Raw genomic sequence first — 11,384 nt, 5'->3', positions numbered from 1 at the left:
GAGGATCAACGAGAACATTGAGCGATTATGGCAGGAAAACAAGAGAATAAATGAGAACATCGAGAGGCTATGGGAGGAGAATAATAGGATTTGGCAGGAGATTAGGAGATTATCTGAGAACCAGGAGAGGTTGTGGCAGGAGTTTAGGGCGTTTAGGGAGGAGCAGGAGAGGTTTAATAAGTGGATGTTGAGTGCCTTGGTTGAGATTAGGGATTCTCTTGGTGGTGCCTATGAGTATTACACGGCTCATTGGATTGAGAGGTGGCTTGAGGGTAGGGGGTATTAACTGTGATGTTAGGGCGAATGTGACTATCCCGGTTGATGGTTCTAGGGAGATAGATGCCATTTGTTATGATCCGTTAGTTATTGGTGAAGCAACCATTAAGGTTTCCTCCGTTGATGAGGCTGAGAGGGAGGTGGGGAAGCTCCTTGAGAATGCTAGGGCTGCGGAGAAGTTCTTCAATAGGAGGGTTTATGCGTTGGTGCTTGCTGTGGAGACTGTGCCTGAGCAGGTTGCGGAGTACCTAAGGCGTAGGGCTGGTGAGTTGGGTATAGTGTTGGTTCTCGGCAGGGAATACTCATGATCGAGGTCCTCAGCCCACGCTTAAGGCAGTTAATCTAAATAAGTAAAGATGCGAATGCCAAGGATTATTAATGGTTCAGGTTGGTGATATTGAACGGGTTGTTAGGGATTGCTTGAATATTATCGGTGTTTCTGCTGGTGATTGTGTGTTTGGTGTTTATGATTGTGGGAGCATTGATGTTCGTGGGGGGGCTGGTGCCTATGTCTTCTTTGATGATTCCGGGGGGGTTTATTACGTTGGTGAGGCTGATGATGTGGCCCGTAGGTTACTACAGGAGCATTGCCGAGCCGATATAGGTGGTTCTGAGGGTGTTGTTAGGTTCCTAATGCATTACCTCGATGAGATCTGCGCCAATAGTGGTGAATGGGCTGGGCTTGATGCCGTGGGTAGGGAGGAATTCGTTAAGAAAATTCTAAGAGAGAAAATCAGTGGCTTTAAGATATACGTGGTCACATGCGAGAAATTAAGTGATGGTAAGCAAGGTAATAGGAGGGTTAGGAATAGGGTTAGGAAAAGGCTTGAGGATTGTCTTAGGGGGGGTGGGCTGAGGCCTATGTTGAATTCGATTGGTGTCTCGTGAATTGTGTTAAATATTGGGTTTTGGTTTGTTGTTTAGGGTTTTCATCAGTTCTTATTATTTTTGAGGATAATGTTTTTAAATCCGTGATTTAATTATTAAAATGGTGCTCTCTATATATGCCCAGTAGGTCCCTGGTTATAGCCTTGGTTGTTGTGGTTGTAGTAGTTGTTGCGGCTGTGGTGGCACTTATGGTGTATAAACCGGGTTTAATGGGTGTTTCGTCTTCGCCTGGTTCTACGACTACGGTAAAGCCGGAGACTGCGCTTGCTAGTATGAGGGAGTTGGGTGTTGGTCAATATACCGTTAATTATTCGGCGAGTGTTAATATGCTTATGTATTATCAGGAGTATGGTTCTGGTACCAATGTTTCAATTGCGGTTACTATGCCGAATATTGAGATTTCCTATCTGAATAATAGTGGTTCATATGAGCTCTATATTGCTGGGCCCGTCTCCGTGAATATTACGTCTCCGTCGTACTCCAGTGCCAGTATTACGTTTAAGTTGCCGCTGGTCGTTGCTATTACGTATAATGCGACTACGGTGTGTATGATAATTGGTCAGCAATTAATTAGTTCCATTAGTTCCCTCTCTGGTGGTTCTGCGATAATGCCGTCGAACTATACATCGGTGGTTTCCTGTAGTCCAGTGACGCAGCAGGGGGGTGTTGTTAATACTACAAGTCCCGTTACGAGTTTTGTAAACGATATCTATAATAACCTGACCTACGTGGGTACCGAGACCTGGAATGGGCAGAATGCTTATTGTTTCGCCACAAAAATGCCCGTAAGTATTCCGTTGAATGAGTCGTTAGCATCATCCTTATCACCTGGTGCCTCAATGAACATGGAACTTTACATAAATAGGATGTGCGTGCTGAATAATGGATTAACGACATTATTTCAGGGTTCAATAAACATAACCATTGTCTCAAGCACGTCCTTTGGGGGGGAAATGGACTTTAATATCAATGCTAACCTATTGAATTATGAAATGTCGTTTGACAATGCGGCGTTCCAGAGCCTATTAACGAGCCCATACATAGTTAGTTCATCCTCATCAGAAGCATCCACCACGTCCACATTACAAGTGCAGGCTGTTGGTTTGACCGGCGTTAGCACTGGCACTGCCACATTGACGCTTTTGATAAGTAATCCGTCAAGCGTTAGCATAGGCATTAATGGCTTTACGTTGGGAAGCTTGAGCTGCGTGCTCTCAAGGCCAATACAAGTACCTGCCGGTGCTTCGGATATGCAAGTAATGATAACGTTGCCCGTATCCAATGGCTACTTCAGCACGTCTGGTGTTTCTGTAACTTATAACGGGCAATCAACACAGGCAATATGCACTGGGCAGCAAATGGTTCAAGTAGGTATTCAGTACAGCGGCTATTTAACAACAGTCAGTGGACAGACGTTCCCATTCGTAGTGACAGCAAGCTCATAGTATTTAGTCGGTGCCTTGATATTTCCCATTAAAAACAATGTTTCATTAAATCAATGATAATGTTGTTTTCAATTTATTTTAATTATAAAGGCAATGTTTAAATATTTATTTTAACCATGTATTAAGTAGTCAGATCTCATGCAACCTGCTCAGTCGTTAAAGATGAACAAGGCGGATGTTGTGGAATTGGATAATATGTTTCGTAAAGCTATTGGTGCATTATTTCGACATGTCACGAATTTGATTAATACTATTAGGGATTGTCAGGGTAATGAGTGCGTTGATTCAGTAAATGCGGAGATTGATGGTTTAAGGGCTGACGTCCAATATTTAGTAAGTGAGATTAAGAGGGGGGGTCAATTGACTTTTGTTGTTGATTTTGCAAGGGCGATGTATGAGATCTTTCAGTACCTGGCTAGGTTTGGTCTGCTTAATACTGAGTATAAGGAGTTTCTTAAGAAGGTTGCGATTGATGGTGGTGAGTTTCTTACGGATTTGAATAAAATGCAGGTATTGTTTGTTAATGCAGGTAGAATACTAACGCATGCAGCCTGCATGGCACGTTATAGGGGCGTATCTAGGGTTGGTAATTACATACTTGATAAGGCATTACTTTTACTTGGTATGGCTATGGATGAGACATTGTTTGGTGATGGTGAGAGGGCCACGCATTTATTGGCTTCCTCGTTTCTCGTGTTTTATGGTAAGGAGAGTGAGGCAAAGAATGTGTTGTTTAGAGCCGGTTATGGTTATGAGCAATTAGATAGATTTCTGAATTCCTGCATCACATTCGCTATACTATATGAGCTTGGTATCAGGTTCATGGAAGGTACTAGGAGAGTAACACTATTTTGATTGAGTCTAACTTATGAGGCAATTACTTACCGCTGCTTACGTATGTTACTGTGAAGCTTGATCCGTCGCTGGTTAGTGTGCTTGGTTGTGCCAGGATCTTGCCGTTGTACGTGGTCATCACTATCTCCACGGTTGATGGGTAGTTTCCGAAGGCGGCGGTGCTACCGCCCACGGTTGCGTAGCATGTGCCCGTTACACCCGTGTAGTCCTGCCCGAAGTACGCAGTTCCGAAGTTAGCCAGAGCCGTTAACTGCCCATTAACGGTAGGTCTCTCCAGTATGCACTCGGCGGACGATAGTAATGCGCCACTTACGCTACCTGTCACTGTGTATGCCTCGTTCCTTGTTAGGTCCTTAATGGTTACCTGGAATGAATTGCCCCCCCTATGTATGTCACGTTCACGTATATCACATCGCCAGGCTTGACCGTGAATCCGCTTATCTCCACTGATGGTGATGGGTAAAATTCGTACCACGCCCACGTAATGGGCTTACCACCACTACACTCAATGGCTACTCCCGCCTGCTCAACCGTGCTGTCATTGTACCCGTCAAGCCCAGCCCACAGGCGACGTAGGTTGTCTGCTTGGTGCAGGTTACGATGGTACGATGAATGAGCCCGCGACGCTAGTCACGGTACCCTCCTGTGCGGGCACTGCGTAGCCGGCCCAGTTTAGGCTGTAGACTGTTGATGCGTAGCCAACGCTGTGCTTAATCATTGGGTGCATTGTGGGTGTTGCCGTAAGTGCGTGGGCTGTGATTATGGATGCGGCGGCTATTAACGTGAGTGCTGTGAGTATGGGTATTAGTTTGTTCCCGTTCATTAATTATGAGATTGTTAATTCCCTTTTAAACATCACCTATTCTCATTTTAATTATATTGAATATATTATTGATTTTCGCGTCATTTTACATACTTTGTCTCAGGAATTCCAGCCCTTACAGGGTGTTCCTCCGGCTTAACCCTCCTAATTACCTTGGCCACCTTGCCTCTGGGTTTATTATGAATGTTGTTCTTTCCGCGGTTCCCGTCGGCCTTAGCACGCCGTATGCCTGTGATGCGCGTTTCTCGCTGTCGCTTAGTAGTTTGAATTTTACGCCGTACTTCTCCGCAAACTTCCTCTGGGTGCTTACGGAGTCTGTGCTTATGCCCAGGACTACCACGCCCAGCTTCTCGAATTCATCCCAGAGCCTGGCGAATTCCTGGGTCTCCCTTGTGCAGCCGCTGGTGAAGGCCTTTGGGAAGAAGTAAAGCACTACCCACCTGCCCCCCCTGTAATTTGACAGCCTTATTACCTCCCCCCCATCGTGGCTTTGCAATTCGAAGTCGGGAGCCTCCTCACCCTCGTTAACCATCAAGTCAGTACTGCGATTAGGCTTTTCTATGTTTGGTTTGAATTAAATTAATATAACTGGTCCCAGGTACTTAATCACATGAGCTCACTTAGGAGCTACCTAATTGAGGTCGCCCGTGAGTACGAGAGGGTACTGAACATGTATAGGGTATTGATGAACCTAGGCACTGCATGTGATTCGAGTGAGTACGTGGGCATTATTGAGACGGCGCTTATTGAGTCCGTACTTGCTCATTCCCGTAGTTTAATTCAGTTCTTCAAGATTGTTAGGGGCAGGAGGTATAAGGACGTAGTTTACTACCTACCATACCTAAAACGCGGGAGCGCCAGGGAGTTTAGGCGCAGGGTCAGGGCATGCCCTGGTTATGATGATGCCCAGAGGATTGTTAGGGATGTTAATAAGTACGTACTTCACCTTACGAGGGATGCCGTTGAGCCTGGTGATAGGGCCGCTGTGGGTAGGGACGGAGTTACGGCAGTCATTAGGCTCCTCTGCTGCGTCTTCTCCGTATTCGTTGATTATGTTGATGCTAGGGTGGTTGGTGGTGATGTTGTTGATGTGCTTAGGAGGCTTAATGGTGATTGCGTTAAGTATTAAAGTCCTTGTTGGTTGTTTACGTGATGAGCCTTGTGGAGATTGATGGTTCTGTGCTTGAGGGTGGTGGGCAGATACTTAGGACCGCACTGGCGCTGTCGGCAATCACGGGTAGGCCAGTTAGGATATACAACATTAGGGCCAAGAGGAATAACCCAGGGCTTCAGCAGCAGCACTTGACCGGCGTTCTGGCCGCGGCCAGGATATCCAATGCCCAGGTGACGGGCGCCGTGAAGGGCTCCACAGAGCTTGTGTTTAGGCCGGGGGGGAGGATTGGCTGTGGTGAGTTTAGGTTTGACATTGGCACGGCTGGCGCAGTTACGCTTGTTATTCAGACCGTACTGCCAATACTCGTGTTTGCTCCGTGTAGGAGTACGGTTACGATAACCGGCGGAACTGACGTGCCCTGGTCACCACCGATTGACTACGTGAGGTTTGTCATGCTTCCAATGCTCGGCTTATTCGGTGTTAAGGCGGAGGTGAGGTTGGTCAGGCGGGGCCATTACCCAAGGGTGGTGGTGAGGTTGTGCTTACGGTGGAGCCGGGTAAGCTAAGGCCTGTTGAGGTTGTTGAGTTTGGTGATTTGAGGGAGGTCAGGGGGGGTGTTTCACATGCTGTTAGGTTGCCAGCTCACGTGGCATATAGGCAGGCCAACTCGGCCAGGGAGTACCTGGTTAAGGCTGGGGTTAAGGTCCCCATCGACATTGCTGTGGAGACCTACGAGCAGGGCAGGGACCCGCACCTAGGTCCTGGCAGTGGCATTGTCCTGTGGGCCGTGTCGAGTAAGGGCTTGGTGAAGGGTGCGGATGCGCTTGGTGAGAGGGGGGGTAAGCCTGCGGAGGCCGTGGGTGAGGAGGCGGCTAGGAATTTACTAGAGAATTTGGAGAGTGGTATGGCGCTTGATGAGCACATGGGTGACATGGTGATACCGTACATGGCCCTCGCTGGCGGTGGTGTGGTTGGCGTTTCTAAAATAACCCTGCACGCACTAACGAATATATACATAGTCGAGAAGGTGCTCGGCGTGAGGTTTGAGGTCAACGGTAGGGAGGGCGGGCCTGGCATTATTAAGGTTTTGCATAGTTGATGGCGATGCCATGACGCTACGTATTAGGAATACCCTTTAATTTTATTCATATACTATTGCTCAATGCTCTTCATTGAGACCCTGGTTTACGTGGTTAAGGATGACAAGGTTCTTCTGATAAGGAAGAAGCGTGGTCTTGGCGCTGGTTATTACAATGGCATTGGCGGTAAGGTGGAGGAGGGTGAGGACGTGGTCTCGGCTGCGGTTAGGGAGTGTAGGGAGGAGGTCGGTATCACGCCGAAAAATCTGGAGTGGATGGGGTTACTTGAGTTTTGGAATTATGAGGATGGTAGGGCTGAGTCTGTGCACTTTGTACATGTTTTCCTAGCCAGAGACTTTGATGGGGGCGCCTAGGGAGTCTGATGAGGCTGAGCCCATTTGGTTTAGTGTTAATGAGGTTCCTTATGATAACATGTGGAGTGATGACGTGATGTGGTTGCCAAAGGTCCTGAGCGGTAAAAAGGTCTATGCCAGGTTCGACTTCGACCACTGGAGGCTCATTGGTGGGCAGGTCTTCGAGCTTGTCAGGAGTTCGTGATCAGTCACGCCCTCGCTCCTCACTGCTCGGTCGTGTCACTAATCATCACTAAACACTTAATAGGGACCGGGCTTAATAACCCCCCCTTGGTGCTGACTCCTTCCAGGACGGATCGGGTGACGAGAAAACCGACCACTGAGCACAAAATACCCAGGTTGATCATGATTTTAAGGAGGAATTGAAGAATAAAAACCAAGGCTTTATGCATTGAAAACAAATAATACTAGTCGATTACGGCCTCTTCAATGAGTGCGTATTCGCCAGGTTGTAATGCTAAGTACGTACCAATTCTACAATTATTCACACACCTCTCGAAGCATATTATACTAGCGTATGATGGTAACTTAAATGTTATATTGATGTCTTCGATTACTTCGTAAATATTTGCAATCCTTATAAATCGTTGTATACGGTCAACTATTGGTAATGCGCATAAACTTTGCCGTATTTGCATAGTATATTCACTAGATGGAGAGAGAATTATCTATTGATGCTTCAGTTAAAAATGCCCCCCCTTGCCTTCTCATAGAGTTTCTTGTACTTTTTCATGAAATAATCTAGGCTTTTTTCCTGCTGATTAAGGCCATATTCCAGAGAAACTTTTGCATAACTTGCAAAGCTTGACTCAATGTTAGTTTTACGACTTGAGTAATTTCCTAATGAGCCTGTTAGCTTCCATCCTACTCATGTACTTGTAAGGCTCGATACCGAGCTCTCTCAATAAAGCCAACTGCTTCTCAGTGGCGAAGTACCGGCTGAAGGCATCAACGAGCTCGGGGGGGTGCTTATCGAGGTACTCAATATACGCCCTCTTGCTTAACTCATCAGCTTGCATTCCTCTCCCTAGGGACCCACTCGAGCTTGGCGCTGAAGTTTTTTAGTAGTTCAAGGGCCCTATCGTACAGGGGCCTTAGGTGTTCAGCCCGTACGCTATACACACCCATTAACTGCCTAATCACGAGTTGGGAGTCACCGCGTATGATGACCCTCGAGCCACTGTAGCCATTACCCACCAGCCACTCCAGGGCTTTGATTAAGCCCGTGTACTCGGCAACATTGTTCGTACATTTTGGGCTTGGTTCGCAGGCAATGCCGTAATCCTCATGAACTACGTCGTCTTCGTTACCGTAGATCACAAAGCCGTAGGTCCCAACGCCACCTGGGTTCCTTGGTTCGCAGGCACCATCAAAGTAGGCTACTGGCACATCCCTAGGTCATAGTGGGTTCCTTAATAAGTAGAATGCGGTGATTCTGCCTTATCACGTATTTGCTTTTTATCATTATTTGTTGTTTATGGCTATTGACTTACGGTTGGGCTTTAACCGGAGATATTATTATGATAAGTGGGAGGATTTATTTACGTTAGCGGCCCCCCCGGTGGGATTCGAACCCAGACCTACGGCTCGCTCCCTCGCGATAGGAGGCCGCCGCTCTATCCTGGCTGAGCTACGGGGGCCGTTGTTTTTGTTTTGCTCATGGTTTTTAAGTTTTTGCCCGTGGTTTTGTGGTTTATTTATGGCTCCTGTGTTTTACCTGTGGTGGTAGTGCCTTATTGTTATTGTATGTGTCCTCAGCGCATAGCTTTTCATTACGGCGACTCCGTCCTGCGCATAGGTTATTTCACCGGCGTATTCCTTCAATCCCACCCTCTCCAGTACTGATTCCTCGCTTCTCAGGGCTATCTTCGTGTTTGTTAACTGAAGTATTAGTGGGTTTAGATCGTCTGGCGTGTGGGTTGCGAAAATTACACCAATCCTCCTGATCCTGCCAAGCCTCGTTAGTCTATTTATCATGGCCTCCACCGTGTCTCTATTCACATCCTCAGTGTCTCCCTGCGGGAAGTAGTTGTGGGCCTCGTCGATAAGTATGAACGTTGGCCTGGGCTCTAGGCCTTTCTTTAGCTCTAGGTCCCTAACGGTAAACACTCCATCTAGTACCCTATACACTATTACCGAGGCCGCGAATGGGTTTTCCCTGAATAGCCTTAGGTCAAGGCCTACGAAACCCCTGAGTATTTCCTGGTAACTGGGTTCGTCAAATACAGCCCTGAATTTAAGGCCCTGTGGCCACTTAACGTCCATTATGCCCACGCCGCCTATCATGTTCAATCCCCTGATTATGTTCTCCCTCTGTTGCCACGCCATCCTCATGCAGGTCGCGGCCAACTCAATACAGTCCGTGTTACTCATTAAAGCATCAAAGTCTGGTTGCTGGGTATTACGTTCATTGCCGGTTATGTCGGTCCGCTCAACCCCCTGCACATCAACCACGCCCGCGCACCTTTCCTCATTACCCCCTCCTACTCAGTCTATCGCCGCAGTTTATGTTCTTTCTATTTACCAGGTCCATAGCCAGGCTTATGACCTTGCCAAATATCATGCTAACCCTATAACTAAATATTGGGAATAACCTCGGCAATTCCCTATAGACGTTAATGAAGGACAGGGCCCAGGGCACTAGATTTAGTTTGAATGATGTATTATCGACACTGATTACCGCATTGATACTCCTTATGCGTACATTATTGCCATCAACCTCGAAACAAGGCTTCACGTCACTGACCCTAGCATCGCCATAACTCCTCTCAACGAATTCTCTAAGTAATGCGTATGCCACTGCCTCGCCGAATAGGGTTGGGTCGTTAACGTCCATTAACGTGGCTTCATCATCACCAGTTCTTACCCTTACATACTCATCAGCGAAGCTCCTTATTCTACCATTGTACTCCTCTAGGTATGCCCTGGTTATTGGCACTACGATTGTTATCTCACTGAGTGGATTAAATAACCGCGGTTTTACATCCCTATCAGGCGGCAACACCAGGTGTAGGTAATCACCCTGTAGGTCCAGGGCTATCACCGCGGATTCCCTTACCTGGTTAATCAACGCCAGGGCTAGGTTCTTGAGCAACGTTGTTTTTCCACTCCCTGTTGTTCCAACTATTAGTACATGCTCGTACAGGGTATGTACCGGTACCTTAACATCAACATCCATAGCCCTCCCACCTGAGTATAACTGACCGACTATGATTCCATCACTTGGCAACGCCAGTAACCTGGCTATGGTATCACCACTCGGCCTAAACGCGACACTTAATGGGTCTATGGGTGAGTGCACGGGCGATGGGTCGCAATTATCCGCTTCGTAATCCTTAATTGGGCATTCCGTCAGTGGTTCTATGAGAACTACGGCTGGGGTTTCAAGGCCCGTGTAATCCATTGGCACGTTGAATATGGGCGTCCTACCACTGACACCCGCCGCGTGGCTTCTCCTAATCTCCGTGATCCTGCCAAGCACTACGTACCCCCCCGTTAATGTGACTATGCCTATGAAGTCCCCCCCAACCCTGATTGGTGATTTAACGTAATTCTCATGGGGGGGTATCTCAATGAGTATCTCGTAATCCTCCGAACCAACCCTTATAGTTTCTGATATGGTTACATGGCCAATCACCTCACCGAACCTAGCCGCCGTATTACCTACCTCGTCAGGGCTTAGCACCCTCCTCACCCAAGGCCCTACTTAACTCCTGCAGTGTGTCATAGGTTGGTTTAAGGCCTCTAACTAGGCTAAGCTGGTAGAACCTTAGGTATAAAGTTCTCGTTACAGCCTTCGCGTAGTAATCAGCAACGTCTATTACGTAAGGCATACCCGCACTATCAATATTACTAATCAACCAAAGTACAAGCTTCCCAATCAGTTCAGGGTGATCCCTATATATGGACTCGATAGTCTCAATCCTAAAGACACCCGGTCCAAGACCGGTGTATACGTACCAGAACACCCTATCCTCACTAAAGTAATCACTTAACCTACCACTAACGGCACTAATCCTTAATGGACCTAGGACTAATGCTTCACCAATGCCTATCTCCATGGCCTGCCCCAATCTGTACATGAACGCAGCATCATTACAATTATTAATGTCAATGCCGAAATCCTTTACGTAACCATTTACGAACTCCACCACGGAGTTTCTACACAGCTTTCCGGAGCCCTCAACCCTCTTAACAACGCCGACTGTCGGTATTCCAGCACTACTAAGTCTACTTATTATGCCAATTCTCATATCGGCCAGCTTCTTCCTCTCCTTCATTGCCAGGTATATGGGTCCATCAATGATGAGGAGATTATTGCCAAGGAGTTTATTGTTCATTAGGGAGACTATGAACATGGTCTCGAGGCCCATCCTAACCTCATCAACCACAACCCCCCCATCATCATACTCAATGAAGTAATCACCCTCAAGACTCCTAACCCTAATATAACCACTAAGCGCTTTATTCTCCTCAACAGCCCTAAGCACATTCATTGGTGCCTTCAATCCCGCAAATCCCCCCCAGTCA

12 protein-coding genes, 1 tRNA gene and 4 pseudogenes are annotated in these 11,384 nt (G+C 47.2%); 8 read left to right on the top strand and 9 right to left on the bottom strand.

Annotated features, from left to right (window positions below):
• The 5 genes and pseudogenes from JCM11216_RS03175 to JCM11216_RS03155 all read left to right on the top strand — a co-directional run.
• Positions 1 to 286 (top strand): annotated as a pseudogene (locus JCM11216_RS03175) (hypothetical protein); the annotation flags it as partial.
• A complete protein-coding gene (locus JCM11216_RS03170; protein WP_054853272.1) occupies positions 267 to 584 on the top strand; it encodes a hypothetical protein in 318 nt (105 codons plus the stop codon). The pseudogene JCM11216_RS03175 and the gene JCM11216_RS03170, both read left to right, overlap by 20 nt.
• A 70-nt stretch (positions 585 to 654) precedes the next feature.
• Positions 655 to 1,164 (top strand): GIY-YIG nuclease family protein, encoded by a 510-nt coding sequence (locus JCM11216_RS03165; RefSeq protein ID WP_054853271.1) that lies wholly within the window; start codon positions 655 to 657, stop codon positions 1,162 to 1,164.
• Positions 1,165 to 1,280: 116 nt separating this feature from the next.
• Positions 1,281 to 2,609 (top strand): hypothetical protein, encoded by a 1,329-nt coding sequence (locus JCM11216_RS03160; protein ID WP_054853270.1) that lies wholly within the window; start codon positions 1,281 to 1,283, stop codon positions 2,607 to 2,609.
• A 240-nt stretch (positions 2,610 to 2,849) separates the two neighbouring features.
• Entirely contained in the window at positions 2,850 to 3,464 is a 615-nt protein-coding gene (locus tag JCM11216_RS03155; protein WP_243675005.1) for a hypothetical protein, read from the top strand.
• 360 nt (positions 3,465 to 3,824) lie between these two features.
• Here the strand turns inward: JCM11216_RS03155 and JCM11216_RS15785 are convergent, their stop codons facing one another.
• From JCM11216_RS15785 to JCM11216_RS03145, 3 genes and pseudogenes are all read right to left on the bottom strand, one after another.
• Positions 3,825 to 3,974, bottom strand: coding sequence for a G1 family glutamic endopeptidase (locus tag JCM11216_RS15785; protein WP_243675016.1), 150 nt, complete (start codon positions 3,972 to 3,974; stop codon positions 3,825 to 3,827).
• 85 nt (positions 3,975 to 4,059) lie between these two features.
• Positions 4,060 to 4,287: a hypothetical protein gene (locus tag JCM11216_RS15780; RefSeq protein ID WP_243675004.1), complete on the bottom strand. Its 228-nt coding sequence runs from the start codon at positions 4,285 to 4,287 to the stop codon at positions 4,060 to 4,062.
• A gap of 80 nt (positions 4,288 to 4,367) precedes the next feature.
• Positions 4,368 to 4,819 (bottom strand): annotated as a pseudogene (locus tag JCM11216_RS03145) (peroxiredoxin).
• A 78-nt stretch (positions 4,820 to 4,897) separates the two neighbouring features.
• Between JCM11216_RS03145 and JCM11216_RS03140 the strand changes: the two are divergent.
• From JCM11216_RS03140 to JCM11216_RS03130, 3 genes and pseudogenes are all read left to right on the top strand, one after another.
• Positions 4,898 to 5,416 (top strand): hypothetical protein, encoded by a 519-nt coding sequence (locus JCM11216_RS03140; RefSeq protein ID WP_054853268.1) that lies wholly within the window; start codon positions 4,898 to 4,900, stop codon positions 5,414 to 5,416.
• Between the two features lie 23 nt (positions 5,417 to 5,439).
• Positions 5,440 to 6,500: pseudogene (rtcA, locus tag JCM11216_RS03135) on the top strand (RNA 3'-terminal phosphate cyclase).
• A gap of 63 nt (positions 6,501 to 6,563) precedes the next feature.
• Positions 6,564 to 7,038 (top strand): annotated as a pseudogene (locus JCM11216_RS03130) (8-oxo-dGTP diphosphatase).
• A 637-nt stretch (positions 7,039 to 7,675) separates the two neighbouring features.
• On the opposite strand, the gene JCM11216_RS15775 reads toward JCM11216_RS03130, so the two are convergent.
• The 6 genes from JCM11216_RS15775 to JCM11216_RS03095 all read right to left on the bottom strand — a co-directional run bounded on the left by JCM11216_RS15775 (position 7,676) and on the right by JCM11216_RS03095 (position 11,362).
• The gene (locus JCM11216_RS15775; protein WP_243675003.1) at positions 7,676 to 7,873 is read right to left on the bottom strand and encodes a hypothetical protein; all 198 of its coding nucleotides are present in this window, start codon (positions 7,871 to 7,873) and stop codon (positions 7,676 to 7,678) included.
• Positions 7,863 to 8,243 (bottom strand): ribonuclease HI, encoded by a 381-nt coding sequence (locus JCM11216_RS03115; RefSeq protein WP_243675002.1) that lies wholly within the window; start codon positions 8,241 to 8,243, stop codon positions 7,863 to 7,865. The genes JCM11216_RS15775 and JCM11216_RS03115 overlap by 11 nt, the downstream gene beginning before the upstream one ends.
• Before the next feature lie 162 nt (positions 8,244 to 8,405).
• Positions 8,406 to 8,494 (bottom strand) — tRNA-Arg (locus JCM11216_RS03110).
• 73 nt (positions 8,495 to 8,567) lie between these two features.
• Positions 8,568 to 9,308, bottom strand: coding sequence for an ATP-binding protein (locus JCM11216_RS03105; RefSeq protein WP_054853265.1), 741 nt, complete (start codon positions 9,306 to 9,308; stop codon positions 8,568 to 8,570).
• Between the two features lie 19 nt (positions 9,309 to 9,327).
• Positions 9,328 to 10,548, bottom strand: coding sequence for a DUF87 domain-containing protein (locus tag JCM11216_RS03100; RefSeq protein ID WP_054853264.1), 1,221 nt, complete (start codon positions 10,546 to 10,548; stop codon positions 9,328 to 9,330).
• Positions 10,526 to 11,362: a DNA double-strand break repair nuclease NurA gene (locus JCM11216_RS03095; protein WP_054853263.1), complete on the bottom strand. Its 837-nt coding sequence runs from the start codon at positions 11,360 to 11,362 to the stop codon at positions 10,526 to 10,528. The genes JCM11216_RS03100 and JCM11216_RS03095 overlap by 23 nt, the downstream gene beginning before the upstream one ends.
• Between the last annotated feature and the right edge of the window lie 22 nt (positions 11,363 to 11,384).

Source organism: Vulcanisaeta distributa JCM 11216 (assembly GCF_001315985.1).
Taxonomy (GTDB): Archaea; Thermoproteota; Thermoprotei; order Thermoproteales; family Thermocladiaceae; genus Vulcanisaeta; species Vulcanisaeta distributa_E.
This window is presented reverse-complemented; position numbering and strand designations above follow the sequence as displayed.